Annotated in this window: 16 protein-coding genes, 1 pseudogene and 1 riboswitch; of the genes and pseudogenes, 13 read left to right on the top strand and 4 right to left on the bottom strand. The window is 73.1% G+C overall.

What is annotated here, in order from left to right; genetic code table 11:
• Positions 1 to 66: 66 nt before the first annotated feature.
• Positions 67 to 786 (bottom strand): prepilin peptidase, encoded by a 720-nt coding sequence (locus DKT68_RS23090; RefSeq protein ID WP_236647039.1) that lies wholly within the window; start codon positions 784 to 786, stop codon positions 67 to 69.
• A gap of 722 nt (positions 787 to 1,508) precedes the next feature.
• Between DKT68_RS23090 and DKT68_RS23085 the strand changes: the two genes are divergently transcribed.
• The 12 genes and pseudogenes from DKT68_RS23085 to DKT68_RS23030 all read left to right on the top strand — a co-directional run.
• On the top strand, positions 1,509 to 2,075 hold the full coding sequence (locus tag DKT68_RS23085) for a hypothetical protein (RefSeq protein WP_109819486.1): 567 nt from the start codon (positions 1,509 to 1,511) through the stop codon (positions 2,073 to 2,075).
• 68 nt (positions 2,076 to 2,143) lie between these two features.
• Positions 2,144 to 3,025 (top strand): hypothetical protein, encoded by an 882-nt coding sequence (locus tag DKT68_RS23080; RefSeq protein WP_236647038.1) that lies wholly within the window; start codon positions 2,144 to 2,146, stop codon positions 3,023 to 3,025.
• 37 nt (positions 3,026 to 3,062) lie between these two features.
• A complete protein-coding gene (locus DKT68_RS23075) occupies positions 3,063 to 3,719 on the top strand; it encodes an SAF domain-containing protein (protein WP_109819484.1) in 657 nt (218 codons plus the stop codon).
• 2 nt (positions 3,720 to 3,721) lie between these two features.
• Positions 3,722 to 4,522, top strand: coding sequence for a P-loop NTPase family protein (locus DKT68_RS23070; RefSeq protein ID WP_109819483.1), 801 nt, complete (start codon positions 3,722 to 3,724; stop codon positions 4,520 to 4,522).
• Positions 4,512 to 6,053, top strand: coding sequence for a CpaF family protein (locus DKT68_RS23065; protein WP_109819482.1), 1,542 nt, complete (start codon positions 4,512 to 4,514; stop codon positions 6,051 to 6,053). Before DKT68_RS23070 ends, DKT68_RS23065 begins: the two co-directional genes overlap by 11 nt.
• A 4-nt stretch (positions 6,054 to 6,057) precedes the next feature.
• Entirely contained in the window at positions 6,058 to 6,960 is a 903-nt protein-coding gene (locus tag DKT68_RS23060; RefSeq protein WP_109819481.1) for a type II secretion system F family protein, read from the top strand.
• 5 nt (positions 6,961 to 6,965) lie between these two features.
• Positions 6,966 to 7,835, top strand: coding sequence for a type II secretion system F family protein (locus DKT68_RS23055; RefSeq protein ID WP_109819489.1), 870 nt, complete (start codon positions 6,966 to 6,968; stop codon positions 7,833 to 7,835).
• Positions 7,836 to 7,859: 24 nt separating this feature from the next.
• Positions 7,860 to 8,066, top strand: a complete 207-nt coding sequence (locus DKT68_RS23050; RefSeq protein WP_109819480.1) for a hypothetical protein — start codon at positions 7,860 to 7,862, stop codon at positions 8,064 to 8,066.
• Positions 8,067 to 8,071: 5 nt separating this feature from the next.
• On the top strand, positions 8,072 to 8,515 hold the full coding sequence (locus tag DKT68_RS23045; RefSeq protein WP_109819479.1) for a TadE/TadG family type IV pilus assembly protein: 444 nt from the start codon (positions 8,072 to 8,074) through the stop codon (positions 8,513 to 8,515).
• On the top strand, positions 8,512 to 8,979 hold the full coding sequence (locus DKT68_RS23040) for a TadE/TadG family type IV pilus assembly protein (protein ID WP_109819478.1): 468 nt from the start codon (positions 8,512 to 8,514) through the stop codon (positions 8,977 to 8,979). Before DKT68_RS23045 ends, DKT68_RS23040 begins: the two co-directional genes overlap by 4 nt.
• Positions 8,976 to 9,419 (top strand): hypothetical protein, encoded by a 444-nt coding sequence (locus tag DKT68_RS23035; RefSeq protein WP_109819477.1) that lies wholly within the window; start codon positions 8,976 to 8,978, stop codon positions 9,417 to 9,419. Before DKT68_RS23040 ends, DKT68_RS23035 begins: the two co-directional genes overlap by 4 nt.
• 14 nt (positions 9,420 to 9,433) lie before the next feature.
• Positions 9,434 to 10,570, top strand: a pseudogene (locus DKT68_RS23030) (LysM peptidoglycan-binding domain-containing protein); the annotation flags it as partial.
• 854 nt (positions 10,571 to 11,424) lie between these two features.
• Here DKT68_RS23030 and DKT68_RS23025 read toward each other — a convergent pair.
• Positions 11,425 to 12,276, bottom strand: coding sequence for a Rieske 2Fe-2S domain-containing protein (locus DKT68_RS23025; RefSeq protein WP_109819475.1), 852 nt, complete (start codon positions 12,274 to 12,276; stop codon positions 11,425 to 11,427).
• An 80-nt stretch (positions 12,277 to 12,356) separates the two neighbouring features.
• Positions 12,357 to 12,986, bottom strand: a complete 630-nt coding sequence (gene bluB / locus DKT68_RS23020; protein WP_109819488.1) for a 5,6-dimethylbenzimidazole synthase — start codon at positions 12,984 to 12,986, stop codon at positions 12,357 to 12,359.
• Positions 12,987 to 13,021: 35 nt separating this feature from the next.
• Positions 13,022 to 13,222, bottom strand: a riboswitch (cobalamin riboswitch).
• An 81-nt stretch (positions 13,223 to 13,303) separates the two neighbouring features.
• Between bluB and DKT68_RS23015 the strand changes: the two genes are divergently transcribed.
• Positions 13,304 to 14,068, top strand: a complete 765-nt coding sequence (locus DKT68_RS23015) for a crotonase/enoyl-CoA hydratase family protein (RefSeq protein WP_109819474.1) — start codon at positions 13,304 to 13,306, stop codon at positions 14,066 to 14,068.
• A gap of 96 nt (positions 14,069 to 14,164) precedes the next feature.
• Here the strand turns inward: DKT68_RS23015 and DKT68_RS23010 are convergent, their stop codons facing one another.
• The gene (locus tag DKT68_RS23010) at positions 14,165 to 17,860 is read right to left on the bottom strand and encodes a discoidin domain-containing protein (RefSeq protein ID WP_109819473.1); all 3,696 of its coding nucleotides are present in this window, start codon (positions 17,858 to 17,860) and stop codon (positions 14,165 to 14,167) included.
• Between the last annotated feature and the right edge of the window lie 23 nt (positions 17,861 to 17,883).

Raw genomic sequence — 17,883 nt, 5'->3', positions numbered from 1 at the left:
GCCCCTGACCCCGCTCAGCCCCTGCCCGCTCAGCCCGGCGCGGGCGGGCAGCAGGTGGCGGGGTGGTCAGGCGGCCAGCAGGAGGGCGCCGACGGTGCCCAGCAGCAGGAACGGGCCGAACGGCAGGTGGGTGGACCAGCGGGCCCGGCGGGCGGCCAGCAGGCCGAGGCTGACCAGCGCGGACAGCCCGAACGCGAGCAGCAGCCCGAGCAGCAGGACCGGCCAGCCGTACCAGCCGAGCAGAGCGCCCACGCTGAGCGCCAGTTTGGCGTCGCCCAGCCCGAAGCCACGGCGGCCGAGCAGCAGCGTGCTGCCGGCGAAGAGCAACGCCAGCCCGGCGCCGGCGGTGACGGCGCGCAGCCAGGGCCCCGGCTCGGGGTCGCCGAGCGCGGCCACGGCCAGCAGCAGCCAGGTCCCGGCGGCCGCGGGCAGGGTGAGCCGGTCCGGCAGCCGGTGCACGGCCAGGTCGACGAAGACCGCCGGGATGGTCCAGCCGAGCCACCAGGCCAGCGCCGGTAGCGCCCCGCCCGGGAGACTGGCCAGCGCCAGCAGCACCACCGTGGCGAGCCCGGCCAGCGCGGCGAGTTCGACCGTGCCCGGCGGCGGGCCGACCCGTGCCCGACAGCGACCGCACCGGCCGGCCGGGCCGAGCGCGGGCCAGGGCCGGGTCAGGCCGACCGGCGCGCCGCAGGCATCGCAGCCGGTCCGGCTGGCGGTGCCCGACGGTACGGCGTGACGCAGCACGACCAACCGCAGGAGCGGGCCGACCGCCACCGTCGCCAGCAGGGCGGGGAACCAGGCGCGGCCGGCAGCGCGCGGCGGCGCGCCAGACGAGCCGGCAGGCTCAGCCGGCCCGGTGCGCCGATCGGACGGGTCTTCCTGACCGGGTACGGCCGCCGAGGGGCCGGTCAGCGCCACGTCGACACCCCCATGGCCCCCGCCAGGTCCGGGAAGCCGAACACGCATCGTGACTGAACGATCGCTTGGGTGTGGCGGATGGCGCGGAAAGCGACCTGCGCACCCGGCCGTCCGACGGCCTCCCGGGACGGGCCGCGGCCGACCATCCCGTCGGCCGGAGCGCGTCGCCGGTCGGCCGTTGGCTCCGTCCGGATGCCGGGATGGCACCGCGATGTCCCACTCGCGGGACCCAGGCAGGAGTCGGGGTGAGCCGGTCCGACCCGGCCACGTCCGGTCGTCGTTGGCCCCTCGGTCGACCATTGCTCGGAGCGCAGCGCGGACACCCCTCACCACCACCTGTCATCACGCAGAGTGTTCACTTGAATTGCCTCTGTTGCATCGGCGGACGTCAGCCTATGCTCGCCCCTTGGGTGTGACGCAAGCCTCACCGCAACAACCGGACGACACAGGACCACGCATTTGTAAAAGATCCGTAACGGTGAATGCAGAAGCGCAATGGACAGCTCCGGATGTGCTGATCCGGACGCGCTTCCGCATGCCCGGCGGCGGTGATCCGTCGCCGCACCGGGCGACCACGAGGAGGCGCGACGGTGCGCGGATGGCAGCTCAGGCGAGCGGCAATCTGCCTGCTAGCGGTCGTGACGGCGGTGCCGGTCGCCGCCTGCGGCAGTGGACGGGAGGCCGTCGAACGACCGGCGCCGGCCCGGGACGACGGACAACGGGCGAGCTCGGATGTCGATCGGCGGGCCGCGGAAAAAGCGGCGCTGGAGGCGTACTCCGGTTATCTCGCGGCCTCGCGTACGGCGAGTCGGCGCAGTGATCCACACGCGCCGGAACTGTCCCGGTTTCTCGCTGATCCACTGCTGACCCGGGTCCGATTGTCCATTCGCGAGGCGAAGGAGCACGGCGCGATGCGTACCGGGACGTTGAGATCCGACCCGGCCGTGACCTCGGTCAGCCTCGACGCGAACCCGGCCAGGGTGGAGATCCAGGACTGTCTGGACGCGACGGGCTACCGGCTGGTCTACGCCAGGGACAAGCGGGTGGTCCCGGGCAGCGGCGGCGGCAGGCACCTGGCCACCGCCACCGCGACCCGCTATCCCGACGGGCGGTGGCTGATCAATTCCGGCGCGGCGCACCGGGATCAGCCGTGCTGACCTGGGGAGGAAGGGGCGCCCCGGCCTGTACCGCCCGGGCCGGGACGCCTCGCCGGGCGCTCGCCGGGATGGGCCTCGCGCTGCTGCTCGTGGTCGCCGGGACCCTGCCGGCGGCCGCCGCCCGGCGCGCCGATCCGGGTGTGGAGTGCCCGATCGACCAGCCGGACTGCAGCGTCTGGGACGACGAGCCGGGCACGCCGGGCGACCCCGGTGGCGGCGGGGACGGCGGTGACGGGGACGGCGGCGGAGGCGGCGGAGGCGTCTGCCAGTGGGCCGGCCAGACGATCCCCTGCTACGACGACGTGCTCGGCTGGTTCAACAACGGCGACGGGTGCTACTACAAGCTGACCCAGGGGGAAGTCGAGCCGCCCGAGGGTCAGCAGTGGTATTTGCAGACCTGCAACGGCGGTGACGTGGGCACCCAGGTCGTGGTGCTGCGGGACGAGCCGCCGCCCGGCTTCGGCGCGCCGCCCGATCCGGAGGAGCTGGCCCGTCGCGCCCTGGCGTCGATCAGGCTGCTGCCAGCGCGGCTTCGGGTCGCGCCGCGCAAGGACGTCGGCCCCGGCCTGGTCGGCCTGCCCGTCTGGATGTGGGCGACCCCTAGCCCCAGCTACTTCGGCCCGCTGACCGCGTCCGCGTCCGACCGGGGGCTGACCGTCTCCATCGAGGCGAAGGTCGACCGGATCGTCTGGCACATGGGCAACGGCGACGAGGTCACCTGCACCGGTCCCGGCACCCCGTACGACTCCGAGGGCAGCCACGCCGGAGGCCCCTCCCCGGACTGCGGCTACGACAGCGGCTATCCGAAGGCCGGCACCTACCGCGTCGGCGCCACCACGTACTGGACGGTGACCTGGAGCGGTGGAGGCGAGAGCGGCGAGATCCCACAGACCCGAACCAGCGGCACCGTGCCGGTCCAGATCAACGAACTCCAGGTGGTGACGCGATGAGCGCGAGGAACGATTGGCTCTGCACGGCGGTGGTCCGGTGAGTCTCGCGACGCGCAACGGGACCGAGCCGGTGGACGCGCCGGTCAGCCCGCCCAAGGTGGTCCGGCAGCGCCGGGTCCGACCGGGGCTGCTCGGTCTGGCCGTACTCCTGATCGCCCTGGGTGGGCTCGGCGCGGCCTTCGCGGTCACCTCGGTCCGGGCCACCGGCAGCTACCTGGCGGTGGCCCGGCCGGTCGAGGTGGGTCGGGAGATCAGCGCCGCCGACCTCGTCGCCGTGCAGGTGGCCGGCGGTCAGGGGCTACGCCCGGTGCCCGCCGGCCGGATGGACGAGGTGGTGGGCAAGCGGGCCGCCGTGGCGCTGGTCCCGGGCACCCTGCTCACGCTGGGGCAGGTCACCGACGACCCGTTGCTCGGCCCCGGCCAGCAGCAGATCGCGCTCGGTCTGACGACCGCGCAGGTGCCGGCGCGCGAGCTGCACCCCGGGGACAAGGTCCTGCTGGTCAGCACCCCGGACGACAACGCCACCGGGGCGACCGCCGCCGGCACCCGGTTCTCCGCCACCGTGATCGACACCGTCAGCTCGGGGAACGACGACAGGGTGCTGTACCTGGCGCTCCCCGTCCGGGACGTGCCCGCCGTGGTGGCACTGGCCGCGCAGGAGCGGATCGCCGTCGTCCTGACCGAGGCGGCCTGACCATGGCGATCATCGCGCTGGTGTCCGCGAAGGGTTCGCCCGGCGTGACCACCTCGGCGCTGGCCTGCGCGCTGGCCTGGCACCGGCGGCTGGTGCTCGCCGAGTGCGATCCCGCGGGCGGTTCGATCCTCGCCGGCTACCTGGGTGGTCAGCTGGACGGGCCGCGCGGCATCGGCGAGTTGGCCGTCGGGGAGCTGCGCGACGGCAACCTGGAGACCGCGTTCTGGCCGCAACTGGTCGACCTGGACGCGCCCCGCCGGGAACGGCTGTTGCTGCCCGGGCTCGTGGACCCGGCGCAGGCAGGCAGCGTCACGCCGCTCTGGCAGCGCTTCGCGGACTACTTCAACGCGCTGGACCGGGGCAGCCCCGGCTACGACGTGCTCGTCGACTGCGGCCGGCTGCACGTCACCGGCCCTCCGTGGCCCGTGCTGCGGGCCGCCTCGGTGGTGCTGCTCGTGACCCGGGCCCAACTACCGGACCTCTCCGGCACCCGGGCCGTGGTCACCGCGATCGAACGGGACTTCGCCGAGCACCGGGTGCCGCCGGGCACCCTGCGACTGCTGCTGGTCGGCGGCGGGCACGGTCGGGCCGAGATCAGCCGCGCACTGAAGCTGCCGGTCATCGCACGGCTGCCACACGATCCGCGTACCGCCGGGGTGCTCAGCCTGGGTGGGACGGTGCGGGCCGGACGGCCGCTGCTGCGCGCGGCGGCCGCGCTGGAGGTGCCGGTCGGCGCGCTGCTGGAGCGGCGGCGGGCCCGGCTGGCCTGGCCGGTGCAGCAGGGGGTGCCGGATGCGGTTTGAGCCGGTCTCCGCCGACCCGCGCCAGCAACCGCCGGGCGCCACCTCCACGGCGCCGCCACTGGCCGCGCCGAACGGCCGGCACCACCAGTCGGCGCCGACGCCGACGCCGGCCCCCGCGGCGAGCCCGCCGCCGCAACCGCCGCCCCGCCCCCGGATGGACTTCCAGGTGGTCCGGGAACTGCGTCGGGAACTGACCGAACGCCTCACGCTGTGGCAGCGGGGCCGCGAGTTCACCGTCGACGAGGAGGACACCGAGCGGGCGCGGCTGGCCGTCGCGGTCGTCGCCGAGTACGCGGACGCGGTCCGCCGGGCCGGGACGCCGATGGCGGCCGGTGAGGAACGCCTGCTGCTCGACCAGGTGACCGCCGAGCTGGTCGGTCTCGGCCGGCTACAGACCCTGCTGGTCGACGACACCATCGAGGAGGTGCACATCCTCGGCTGCGACCAGGTGCGCATCACCCGGCACGGCGGCGGCGTGGACTGGGCCGAGCCGATCGCCGACAGTGACGCCGAACTTGTGGAGATCCTCCAGGCGGCAGCCCGTCGGGGGGGCGCGACCGAGCGGTCACTGTCGACCGTGAAGCCCACCCTCGACCTGCAACTGCCCGACGGCAGCCGGCTGGCCGCGGTGTTCCTGGTCAGCCACCGCCCGTACGCGGTGATCCGCAAGCACAACACCCTGGACGTGAGCCTGGACGACGTGGCCGGCGGCCGGGGTGACCTGGACGAGATGATCGACCCACTGCTGCGTGACTTCCTCCGCGCGGCGATGCGCGCCGGGCTGAACATCATGGTCGCCGGGCTCGCCGGCGCCGGGAAGACCACGGTCATCCGGGCGCTGATGAACGAGATCCCGCCCGACGAGCCGTACGTGCTGCTGGAGGAGAGCCGGGAGTTGCTGCCGGCCCGCCGGCGGGAGCGGCACCGGGCGGTGATGAGCTTCGAGGCCCGCGAGGGGCACGGCGAACGCGGTTTCGACGGCCGCCCGGCGGGCGAGGTGACCATCGCCGACCTGATCCCGCTGTCACTCCGGATGGGCGTGCTGCGCATCATCGTGGGTGAGGTGCGCTCCCGGGAGATCGTGCCGATGCTCCAGGCGATGACCACCAGCCGGGGCTCGATGTGCACCATCCACGCCCGTACGTCCGCCGGTGTGGGTGAGCGGATCGTCGAGCTGGCGCTGGCGCACGGCCGCGAGATGACCGTCGACCAGGCCCGCCGGATGGCCGGTAACGCCCTGGACCTGATCGTCTACGTCACCGTCGAGGACGAGACCGCGATCGGCGGCCGCAAGCACCGGTTCGTCTCGCACGTGGAGGAGGTGATCGGGGCTGGCGAGGCCGGCCGGATCACCACCACCACGGTCTTCGGCCCCGGCCCGGACGGCCGCGCGGTCCCCCGGCACCTGCCGGAACGGGTCCGGGACCAACTGCTGCGAGTGGGCTACGACGCCCGGCTGCTGACCCGGTGGATCGAGGCCGGCACCGGGGCATGGCGCCGCCCGCGGCAGACCCGACTGGCCCGGCGGTGATCCGGTGCGGGACAACCTGGAACTGATCGCGGTGGTCTCCGGCGCCGCCTGTGTCGCCGGGCTGCTGCTGGCCGTGGTCGCACTGGTCGGCACCCGCCGGCCCGCCCAACCGGGCCCGGGCGCCGGGCCGGGCCTGAGCCGGCTCTGGCGCGGCTCCGGCACCACCCCGGGCGAGCGGCGGGCCCACCAGACGCTGCTGCTCGCCGCGCTGGCCGCCGGAGCGCTGGCCTTCCTGCTGACCGGCCTGCCGGTGGTGGGTCTGCTGGTGGCGCTGGCGATACCCGGCGCCCCGTGGCTGTTCGCCGTGGGCAAGGCCGAGCAACGGGCGATCGCCCGGATCGAGGCGGTCGGTGAGTGGACCCGCCGGCTCAAGGACGTCTCCGGCACCGGGCAGGGCCTCCAACAGTCGATCATCGGCACGATCGGCAGCGTGCCACCGGGCATCGAGGACGAGGTACGGCTGCTCGCCGCCCGGTTGCAGGCCGGCTGGATGGCGCGCTCCGCGCTGCTGGCGTTCGCCGACGAGATCGGCGACCCGGTTTGCGACCAGGTGGTGGCGGCGCTGATCCTGCACCTCACCGACCGGGGTGAGCGGCTCGGTGACGTGCTGGGCTCGATCGCCGGCGCGGCGGCGGCGGAGGTCGCCACCCGCCGGGAGATCGAGGCCAAGCGCACCCAGCCCCGGTTCGCGGTCCGCTTCCTGACCGGGATGACGCTCGCCACCCTGGCGTACGGGCTGATCAACACCGAGTACATCGAGCCGTACGGCACACCGGTGGGTCAACTGGTGATGGCCGCCCTCGGTGCCGCCTTCATCGGCCTGCTGGCCTGGGTGCGGTCGATGAGTCAGCCGCAGCGGCCGGCCCGCTTCCTGCCGGCGCCGGATCCCTCCGAGGTGATCGCGTGAACGTGATCGTGAACTGGCACCTGGCCATCGCGGTCTCTGGCGGAGCCGCCGTCGGGCTGGGCGTGTTCCTGGTGGTCCGCGAGCTGGTGCCGGCGACGCCGGCGCTCGGGCCGGCGTTGCGCCGGTTGCACCAGCCGGCCGGCACCGGTCGGGTCGCCGCTCCGACGTCCCGGCAACTGGACTGGCTGACCGGGCTGTCCCGCTGGCTGCGGCCGCCGCACCGGCAGCTCGCCCTGATCGGTCAGACCCCCGAGCAGTACGCGCTGTCGGTGCTGCTCTCGGCCCTGATCGGGTTGGCCACGCCCACCCTGCTCGGCGTGGCGCTGTACGTGCTCGGCATCTCGTTTCCACTGGTCATGCCGGTGCTGGGCAGCCTCGGCCTGGCGCTGATCGCCGGGTTGCTGGCACACCGGGCGGTGCTGACCAAGGCGGATGCCGCCCGGGACGAGTTCCGTCAGGCGGTCTGCACCTATCTGGACCTGGTGGCGTTGCAGCTCTCCGCCGCGCACGGGCCGGTGCAGTCGCTGGAGCGGGCCGCCGCCGTCTGCGACGGCTGGGTCTTCGATCGGCTCCAGGAGTCGCTGCGGATCGCCCAGATGCAGATGCACGCGCCCTGGGACGAGCTGCGCGACCTCGCCGACAAGATCGGCATCCCGGAGCTGGGCGACGTGGGCGCGATCATGCGCTCCTCCGGGAGCGAGGGAGCGCAGGTGCACGAGACCCTGCGCAGCCGGGCCGACTCGCTGCGCGACCAGATCCGCACCGACAACCTCGCCCGCGCCGAGGGGGTGACCAGCAAACTCGACATCCCGGGCGCACTGCTCGTCTTCGTGCTGCTCGGTTTCGTCGTCTATCCGTTCATCTCCCGCATCTGACCCGACCCCGAGAAGGAGTACGCCATGTCCCTCATCAGCTACCTGCACGTCGTGATGACGACGCGCCTGGCCGAGCTGCGCCGTGACGGCGAACGCGGCGACAGCCCGGTGCCCACCGCGGTCATCATCTTCGGTCTGGTCTTCGTCGCCACGGTCGTCACGGGCCTGGCGCTGACCAAGGCCGACGAGTGGATGAGCTCCATCCCGAACCACTCGAACCCCACCAAGTAGCCGGCATGCGCCGAGCCGCTCTCCCGAGGTGGCGCCGGGCGGTCACCGCCGCCCGGCGCCGGCTCGCGGCCGGCGACCGGGAACGGGGAGCCAATCCGGTGGAGCTGGCCGTGGTGATGCCGCTGATCCTGGTGCTGCTCTTCGCGTCGATCCAGGTGGCGGCCGTCTTCCTGGCCCGCTCCACGGCGTTGAACGCCGCGCAGAGCGGGGTCAACGCCGAACGGCTGTACGACGCCGAGGACGGCGCCGGTTCGGCCAGCGCCACCCGGTTCCTCAACGCCGCCGGCAGTTGGCTGGTGGGTTGGGACAAGACCGGTCCGAGCTGCGTGAACGACGACATCGAGGTGACGTGCACGGTGGAGGGCCGGTCCCTGTCGGTGGTGCCCGGCGTGGACTTCCCGGTGCGGCAGACCGCCCACGGGACGGTGGAACGGGTGACCGACCCGTGAGCCGCAGCGCCGAGCGAGGCTCGGTCTCCATCGAGGTGGCGGTGCTCGCGCCCGCGTTCATCGCGTTGATGGTGCTGGCCGGCGTGGCCGGTCGTAGCGCGGTCGCGGCAGAGGCGGTCGAGGCCGCCGCACACGACGCGGCACGCGCCGCCTCGATCTCCCGGGACTCCGGGACCGCCCGGACGAAGGCCCGGGAGGCCGCCCGCCAACAGTTGGACTGGCACGGCCTGGCCTGCGTCAACGCCCTGGACCCGACGTTCTCCGGCTCGGTGGCCGGCAACGCCACCAGCTTCGACGCCGCCTTCGCCAGCCCCGTCGGTCAGGACGCCACCGTCACCGTGAAGATCGTCTGCGTGGTGTCCTTCCGGGACATCTCACTGAACGTGGTGCCGGGAATGCTGACCAAGAACAGGATCACGGCGAGCTTCACCTCTCCACTGGACCGCTACCGGAGCCGGCGATGACCGCCACCGCCCTCCGGCGTCCGCACACCGGCGAACACGGCCGGGTCAGCATCTTCCTGGCGGTGGCGATGAGCGGCGTGCTGGCCATCGTGGGCCTCTCCTTCGACGGCGCCGGGCAGCTGCGCACCCTGCAACGCGCCGACAACCTGGCCGCCGAGGCCGCTCGGGCCGGTGGTCAGGCCATCGACCGGGCCACCGCGATCGAGGGCGGACCGAAGAGGATCGACCAGCCGCAGGCCCGCGTCGCGGTCGCCAACTATCTGGCCACCGCCGGCACCACCGGCCACACCGTGAGCTTCCCGGAGATCGCCGGGGAGACCCTCGTCCGGGTACGCGTCACGATCACCTACCGCCGATCGATGCTCGGCCTGTTCGGCCTCGCCGACACGGTCACCGTCACCGGCGAGGCGACCGCGCGGGCCATCACCGCAGGACCGTAGGAAGGAAGGCAGCCATGCCCGCATCGGGTCGGTCCGTCGTACGGCGGACCGGACGCATCCTCACCGGCGTCGGCGCGTTGGTCGTGCTCTGCGCCCTGCTGGCCGGCGCGCCGGTCGCACTGCTCGCGTTCGCCGGCAACCCGCTGCCCGACCACCTGCCCACCATCACCGAGGTGGGCACCGCGTTGACCAGCCGGGACGACGGCCAGCTCTTCCTGCGGGCGTTGGCCCTGGCCGGCTGGTTCGGCTGGGCAACGTTCGCCTTCTCGGTCCTCGTCGAGCTGGGGGCGCAGACCCTGCGCCGGCCGGCGCCGAAACTGCCCGGGATGACCCGCCAGCAGAAGGCCGCCGCCGCGCTCGTCGGCTCGGTGGCGCTGATCCTCGCGGCCAGCCCGGCCGCCGCGAGCGCCGCGGCGGTCTACGCAGGCCCGTCGTACGGACCTCCGGGCGCACCGGCCGTCGCCACCCTCGCCGCACCGGGGTCGACGGCGGCGATGGGTACGGCCCATGGGATCGCCGCCCCCCGGGTAGCCGGCAGCGAGACGTCGGGCCTGGCCGCGCTGAGCCGGGGCGGCGCGATCCCGGACCTGGCGGCCCCGCTCGCCAGGACCGGGCCGCCCGATCGGGCCGGGGCCGGGCTGCTGGGGCTGGTCGCGCCCGACGGGCCGAACGCCAGTGACGAGGCGGCCCCGATGTACCGGGTGGCGCGGGGCGACTACCTCGGCGAGGTGGCCGAGCGTTACCTGGACGAGTTCACCGACTATCGACGTCTGGCCGAGCTGAACCGGCTCGACGACCCGGACCGGATCCGCCCCGGCCAACTGATCCGGCTCCCCGCCGAGGCCACCGACCAGGGCGCCCGGTCCCACGCCACCGGCCGGCTGGTCAGCCGACCCGCCGCGCCGAAGCCTCCCGCGCCCCGGCCCGCGCCCGAGCGGACCGCGCCGGAGCGGGTGGCACCGGCACCTCCCAGCGGTACGGAGGCGACGGGCCAGCCGCCCACGATGACCGTCGGCGCCGCCCGGGCCAGCACCACCGACGGGGTGAACCGACCGCTGGCGGTCTCCGCAGTGCTGGCCGTGGCGAGCATCGTCGGTGCCCAGATCGGCGCGGTGCTGGGGCTGCGCCGCCGCCCGGCCACCGCCGGTGCGGCTCCCCGGTTGGCCGCCTCCACTCGCACGGGCCGGAGCCGCACGGGCCGGAGCGGCACGGGCCGGACCAGCGGCGCCACGACCCGGGGCGGCAGCACGACCCGGGTCAGCGGCTCGACCACCCGGACCAGCGCCGGTGCGGGAGGGACCAGCGGTGCTCGGACCGGCGGCACCGCCGCCGGACGGACCAGCGGCCGCCTCACCGACGACGGCTCCAGCTGGGCTCCCGGCGAGACCGCACCGAGCGGCGGCGCCACGGCCGAGCCGAGCGGCGGCGCCACGGCCGAGCCGAGCGGCGCTCCCGGGTGGGCCGGCAACGAGACGGCACCCACCGGCGTCTCCGGCTGGGCCGACGGTAAGACGACAACCACCGGCGCGCCTGGGTGGGCCGACGACGAGACGACACCCACCGGCGCGCCCGGGTGGGCCGGCGACGAGGGTTGGAGTGGCGACGACGAGCGCGGCGGTCCCCTGGCCGGCGGGCCGGGCCTGGGTGGCGTGGCGGACGGACCGCAGGTTGGCCGGCACCGGCGCACCTGACCGGCGTCCACCCGTTGCGCGCAGGTCGTCGCCAGCGGACTGCCGGCTGAGGTCGCGGGTCACGCGACGAACTCGGGCTCAGGTCGCCGACCACGCGACGAGCTCGCGGTGCAGTGCGGCGGCGGCTGTCACGCTCGTCGGTCGCGGCGTGGTGGGTCGCGAGTGCTCCGTACCCAAGAGGCAGCGGTAGGTCCCGAGAGCCTGATACCTCAGAGGTATAAAAATGCCTTTGAGGTATCGCCGCTCGAAGCGACACCGCCCCCCGACGCCGGGCCAGGCGGTGAGCCCGCGCCTCAGACCACCCGCGGGTGCCGTCAGGGCAGGCGGGTCTGGAGCACGCCGTTCTGGACCCGGGTGGGCAGGATCTGCTGGTCGTTGCCGGACGGCCCCTGCACGACCTCGCCACCGTTGAGCCGGAACGCGCTGCCGTGCCACGGGCAGACCACGCAGGCGTGGCCGCCGATCTCCTGAACCTCGCCCTCGCCCAGCGGCCCGCTCTGGTGCGGGCAGCGCTCCAGCATCACGGTGACCTCGTCACCGTGCCGGTAGAGGATCACCGAGACGTCGTCCACGTGGCGGGTGACCAGCGTGCGTTGCGGCAGCGCCGACATCTCGGTGAGCGAGTGCCAGCCGTCGCTTATCCGGTGCAGCTCCGACACGCTCTGCGTGACCTGCGCCCCCTGCTTGTAGGCGAGGTGACCGCCGACGTACGCGCCGAGGCTCGCGGCGGAGAGCCCGAGCCACCCGAGGGTACGGCCGATGCCGTGCCGGCCGGAGAGCCGTGCCGCCAGCGAGCCGGCGTAGAGCGTCAGGCCCACGCTGTTCGCGGCGGCGTGCACCAGGCCGACGCGGCGCTGGTCCCGGGAGAGGGCCGCCCAGTCGTTCAGCCCGGCGACCGCCGCCGGTAGCGCGCTGACGGTGCCCAGACCGACCAGCGCGGTGGCCGCACGGCGCTGCCCGGGCATCAGGTCCAGCACCGCGGCGCTGATCCAGGCGCCCACCGGCACCTGCACCATCGCCGGATGCAGGGGATGCCCCAGCGTCACTCCGTGCAGAAGGTCCCGCAGCCGCCGCGGGCGCAGCGTGCCGAGGACCACTCGCTGCAACCGGTCACCGACCCGGTCCAGCCTGGAATCCTGCTCAACTCTCGTCAATAGCGCTCGCACGCGTACCGACTTCCCGGCGAACGCGGTCGCAAACCGGTCAGCGGTGGCGGATTAGCAGCGGTACGTGACGACGGGGCTTTTCAGGCGTCCCTCGCCCCCCAGCGGTCCTGGTGCACGGCGTCGGCGAGCGGGCGCTGCTGGCGCCAGCCGTGCCGGGCCAGGTCGGGCACGGTTTCGAGGTGGGTGACCGGGCCGACGCACAGCCAGGCGACCGGACGGATGCCTTCGGGGACGGCGAGCAGGTCGGCCAGCCAGGGCTCCCGGTAGAAGGAGACCCACCCGACGCCGAGGCCCTCGGCGGTGGCGGCCAGCCAGAGGTTCTGGATGGCCAGGCAGACCGAGTAGAGCCCGGTGTCCGCGATGGCGTGCCGGCCCAGCACGGCCGGGCCGCCGCGAGCCGGGTCGTAGGTGACCACGATCGACAGGCTCGACTCCAGAACGCCGTCGATCTTGATGCGGGCGAACCGCTGTGCCGCCTCGCCGTCCAGGGTGGCGGCGAAGGTGTCCCGCTCGGTGCGGACGTGCTCGTGAAAGCGCCGCCGGACGTCCGGGTCGCGGACCAGGATGAAGTCCCACGGCTGCGAGTAGCCGACGCTGGGGGCGGCGTGCGCCGCCGTGAGGATCCGGTGCAGGACGTCCTCCGGTACCGGTGCCCCGGTGAACTGGGCCCGCACGTCCCGGCGGCGGTGAATGGCGTCAAAAAGGTCCACGGCAGGCTCCCGCTGCGCTCGGCCCACCCCGGCGGGGTGGGCATCGACGCGAGGCCGGTCTTCGGACTTCCGGATCGACGCTTCGCCGTCCGCCTTCCCAGCCGGATCGGCCAGTGGCTGCGCGTTGCCACGCGTGGACGGTTGCTCCCCGGTTACCGCGGCGGGCCCGTGCCGGATTCGCACCGGCTTCCCGATTCTCCCCGCTTCCGCGGGGCACCTCACATGATCATGCCGCTGGCAATGTTAGCGCCGGAGCCGCCGCCGCGCTCCCCCGTCCGGTGGGTGTGTGGCGGGTCCGCGGCGGGCATGCTGGATCGATGGGTGTACGGGTGGAGCGCGCCGGGCCGGTGACCACGGTGGTGCTGGACCGGCCGGTGGCCCGGAACGCGGTCGACGGGCCGACCGCCCGCGCCTTGACCGACGCCTTCCGCGCCTTCGACGCCGACCAGGACGCGGCGGTGGCCGTGCTCTGGGGCGCCGGTGGCACGTTCTGCGCCGGCGCCGACCTCAAGGCGATCGGCACGCCGAGCGGCAACCGCGTCGAGCCGGAGGGGGACGGCCCGATGGGTCCGACCCGGATGGCGCTCAGCAAGCCGGTGATCGCGGCGATCTCCGGGTACGCGGTGGCCGGTGGGCTGGAGTTGGCGCTCTGGTGTGACCTGCGGGTCGCCGAGTCCGATGCGACGCTCGGGGTCTTCTGCCGACGGTGGGGGGTGCCGCTGATCGACGGCGGTACGGTCCGGCTGCCCCGGCTGATCGGGGAGAGCCGGGCGATGGACCTGATCCTCACCGGCCGGCCGGTACCGGCCGAGGAGGCGTACACGATGGGGTTGGTCAACCGGCTCGTGCCGCCCGGCCAGGCGCGGGCCGCGGCCGAGGAGTTGGCCGCGGCGATCGCCCGACACCCCCAGACCTGCCTTCGCAACGACCGGGCGGCCGTGCTGGCAGGCGCCGGTCGGCCCGAGCCGGAGGCGTTGGCGACCGAGCTGGCGTACGGGATGGACTCACTGGCCACCGACGCGGCGGCCGGCGCGGCCCGGTTCGCCGCCGGCGCCGGTCGGCACGGCACGCAGCCCGCCTGACCGACGGGAGCGCGACGGGCCGGGCGGTGCGGCCACCCGTTGTCGAGTGGCCACATCGCCCGGAGGAACGGTCGCCGTGCGGACGACCGGGGTGGGTCAGTTGCGGTTGATGGTGAACGTCGAGGTCGTGTTGCGGATGTCCACCGCGTTGTTGCTCAGCCGCAGGTTGTTGAACGTGGCCGAGCCGACGGCCGGGCCCTGCCCCGCCTCCGGCATCTCGTTCACCCAGATCCCGAAGCCGGACTTCGCGTCGAACGCGTCACCGCTCTTGCGTGCCCCGCTGATCGAGACGTTGGTGAAGATCGTGTCGGTGACCGGGAACTGCGGCTGCCCGCCGACGTAGTTCGTCTGGAACATGATGCCGCTGTAGGTCGGGTCGACGATGTCCACGTCGCTGACCCGGATGCCCTGGAACACCTTCGAGGCGGAGAAGATCCAGATCGCCGGGAAGGTCTGTGCGCCCCAGAAGTGCCCACCGGCCCGGACGATCGAGATGTTCTCGAACCGCGTCGGCGGGTTCGCGCCGAAGCCGTTCATCGGGTAGCCGAAGTCGAGCGAACTGATGGTGATGCCGGAGTAGACGAGCGTGTCCGCGATGTAGATGTTGCGGAACGTGTTGCCGTACCCGCCGTACACCGCGACACCGGCGGCGCGCCAGGTCAGGGTCGAGGTCAGGTTCTCGTAGACGTTGTCCTTCATGTCCGCGCCGCCCGCGTCGATCGCCGAGAACAGCGCGAAGCTGTCGTCACCGGTGGCCCGGGCGTCGTTGTTGGTGACCAGGTTGTTGGTGCTCCCGTTGGTCATGTTGATGCCGTCGGCGAACATGTTCCGGATCCGGGAGTTCTTGATCGTCATGTAGTCGGTGTTCGCGCCCCAGTACAGGCAGACCATGTGCTCGTTCCAGATGTTGTCGATCACGATGTTCGACACGTTGGAGAAGTCGAACACCTTGCCCGGCCCGTCGATCCGTGAGGTGTAGTTGCCGAAGTAGGCGAAGTTCGCGAAGGACGACCCGGCCGCCGAGTTCTCGGCCCGGAAGCCGATGTCGGTGTTGTCCTGGCCGGACGGGGCGTTGAACCGGGTGTACCAGGGCCCGGCGCCGGTCACCTTGACCGCCTTGCCGTACACCTGGAACTTCGACGAGGTGGAGTAGGTGCCGGCGGGCAGGTAGACCCCGATGAGGTTGCCCGTCGTGTCCATCCGCACCCGGTCCAGGGCGTTCTGCACGTCCTGGTGGGTGAAGCCGGTCGGCGTGGTGTAGCGCGCCGGGTCCGGGTTGGCGATCGGCGCCACCTGCTCCGTGTTGATGAAGTCGATGGCGTACGTGGTGGTGTTGGCCGGGTCCTTCTGGAGGCGGATCCTGCTGCCGGCCGGCACCGTGGAGTTGAGCATGACGTTGGCCTCGTCGTAGATGTGCCGCGGTCCGCCCGCGCTCGGCGAGTTGCCCGGGCTGGCCTCGTTGCCGTAGAGCCAGGCGTACCGGGACGTCAGGTCGATGGCCTTGTGGAACGTACCGTTGACGTAGACGTTCAGCGTCGAGTTGATGCCGCCGCCGCCCGGCGCGTCCGGGATGGAGAAGCGGGTGACGAGCGTGTTGGTGCTGGCCCGGGTGGTGAACTCGACGTAGCTGCCGGTCGAGTTGAGCGTCACCGCCCGCCGGCCGGACGCCTCACCGGCCAGGTCACCGACGTTCCGGTTGGGGCCGACGACGGCGGCGCCGCCTCCGACCGCGCCGTCCTCGGCCTCGTACATGTCGTACGGCATGTTGGCGCCACGACCGACGAAGAGCGGGCGGTCGCTGGTGTTGTTGCCCTGCTTGACCGGCAGCTCGTTGGCGTCGGCGGCGAGCACCACCCGGACGGTGTACTTGCCGTTCGCGGCGGTCCAGGTGCCCAGGTTGATCGGGCCGACGGTGGCCCCGGCGTTGATCACTCCGGAGTACGAGCCGGTCAGGGTGCGGACGACGGTGCCGGCGTCGTTGAGCACGGTGAGCGTGATGCCGTGCGCGCCGGACGCGGACGCCACACTGCCGGCGTTGCGTACCGACACCGAGAAGGTGACCGTGTTGCCGGCCGCCGGGTTTCCGGGCGACCAGGCGACCGAGGAGGCGACCAGGTCGGAGGTGGCGACCGGGCTGACCACGAGCGGGCTGGGGTTGGTGTAGCTGTTGTTGGTGTCGTCCTGCTCGACGACGGTGTTGTTCTCGTCGACCTTCGCGCTGAGCGGGTAGCTACCCGCGTCGCGGGTCCCGATGTTGGCGGTGACCGTCGTCGAGGCGCCGGCCGCGAGGCCGCCGACCGACGCGGTGCCGACCCGGGTGGCGCCCAGGTAGAAGTTGACGTTGGTGGCGCCGGACGCCGCCGAGCCCGCGTTCCGCACGGTGGCCGAGAGCGTGACGGTGCTCGTCTCGACGGGCGCGGACGGGCTGAACGACATCCCGGTCACGGTCAGGTCCGGGTTCGGCGCGGGGGTGCCGATGACCTGGAACTCGGCCACCTGGCCGGCCGGGGCACCGGTGTTCGAGGCGATCGAGAGCCGTACGTCCGCGGCCGCGCCGGAGACCGGGATGGTCACCGTGTTGCCGCTGGTCGGGTTGAAGCTGTAGTTCGCCGCGCCGACCAGCGTGGTGAACGTCGAAGAGTTCTGGTCCCGGCCGAGCACGGTGATGTTCTGGGTACGCGCACCCCAGGCCGAGTCCGGGTTCAGCTTCAGCACGACCTGGCTGAGGCTGGCGTTCGCCCCGAGCTGCACGGTCAGCGTGCTCGGGTTGCCGTTGCCCTCCCAGTAGGTGGCCACGTTGTTGTCGTTGGCGTTGGTGGCCACGAACGTGTGCACGTACCCGGAGGCGGTGATCGGCTTGCCGACCGCCAGGTTGGTGCCGACCGGCGGGTTGCCGGTGCCGGTCCGGGTCACGGTGTTGCTGTTCGCCGACTGGTTGCCGGCCGCGTCCTTCGCCCGGACGTAGTAGGAGACCGTGGCGCTGTCGGGCTGGCTGTCGGTGTACGTCAGGGTCGAGCCGCTGACGCTGCCGCGCAGCCCGCCGTTGGCGTAGACGTCGTACCCGGTCACACCCACGTTGTCGGTGGACGCCGACCAGGCGAGCCGGACCTGCCCGCTGGCGGGCTGGGTGTACGACAGGTTGCCGGGGACGCTGGGGGCCTGGGTGTCGGGGCTGCCGACGGCGCCGTAGACCTCGACCTCGGAGAGCTGGGCGGCCGGCCAGCCGGTGTTGCCGGTGACCTGCACCCGCACGTAGCGGGTGCTGGCCGCGGTGAAGGTGACGGTCGCGGTGTTGCCGGTGGCCGGGTTGAAGGTGTAGCCGCCGGACGCCTTCAGGGTGGTGAACGACGAGCCGTTGGTGGACCCGAGCACCGACAGCGTCTGGGTGCGGGTCTGCCAGGACGACGACGGCGGCAGCTTGAGCACGACCCGGTCCACGCTCACCGTGGCCCCGAGGTCGGCCTGGATCCACTGCGGGAACGCGTTGTTGGAGCTCTCCCAGTAGGTGTCGGCGTTGCCGTCGTTGGCGTTGCCCGCCACGTAGTTCTGGTTGTAGCTGCTTGCGGTCATGGTGGCGGAGAGCCCGGCGAGCAGGGCTGCCCGGGCCGAGGCCGCGGACGGGTCCGCCGCCGGGGCGGCGGTCGCGGGGGCGACGGCCGGGACGGCGGTGAGGAGCAGCCCGGCGAGCATGCCGGCGAGCAGTCGACGGTGGCCTGGCCGGCGGGTGGCCCGGGGAGCGGGATCGGGCGCGCCGGTCGGCGGGGTGCCTGGTCTGGTGCCGAATCTGGACATGGGGTCGCTACACCTCTTTCGGT

The sequence above is a fragment of the Micromonospora acroterricola genome, assembly GCF_003172955.1.
Taxonomy (GTDB): Bacteria; Actinomycetota; Actinomycetes; order Mycobacteriales; family Micromonosporaceae; genus Micromonospora; species Micromonospora acroterricola.
This window is presented reverse-complemented; position numbering and strand designations above follow the sequence as displayed.

Excerpts from the sequence above, each read along its gene's own strand:
- DKT68_RS23080 (WP_236647038.1), top strand. The coding sequence starts at position 2,144 with ATGGGCCTCGCGCTGCTGCTCGTGGTCGCCGGGACCCTGCCGGCGGCC.
- DKT68_RS23070 (WP_109819483.1), top strand. The coding sequence starts at position 3,722 with ATGGCGATCATCGCGCTGGTGTCCGCGAAGGGTTCGCCCGGCGTGACC.
- DKT68_RS23065 (WP_109819482.1), top strand. The coding sequence starts at position 4,512 with ATGCGGTTTGAGCCGGTCTCCGCCGACCCGCGCCAGCAACCGCCGGGC.
- DKT68_RS23050 (WP_109819480.1), top strand. The coding sequence starts at position 7,860 with ATGTCCCTCATCAGCTACCTGCACGTCGTGATGACGACGCGCCTGGCC.
- DKT68_RS23045 (WP_109819479.1), top strand. The coding sequence starts at position 8,072 with ATGCGCCGAGCCGCTCTCCCGAGGTGGCGCCGGGCGGTCACCGCCGCC.
- DKT68_RS23035 (WP_109819477.1), top strand. The coding sequence starts at position 8,976 with ATGACCGCCACCGCCCTCCGGCGTCCGCACACCGGCGAACACGGCCGG.
- DKT68_RS23015 (WP_109819474.1), top strand. The coding sequence starts at position 13,304 with ATGGGTGTACGGGTGGAGCGCGCCGGGCCGGTGACCACGGTGGTGCTG.
- DKT68_RS23010 (WP_109819473.1), bottom strand. The coding sequence starts at position 17,860 with ATGTCCAGATTCGGCACCAGACCAGGCACCCCGCCGACCGGCGCGCCC.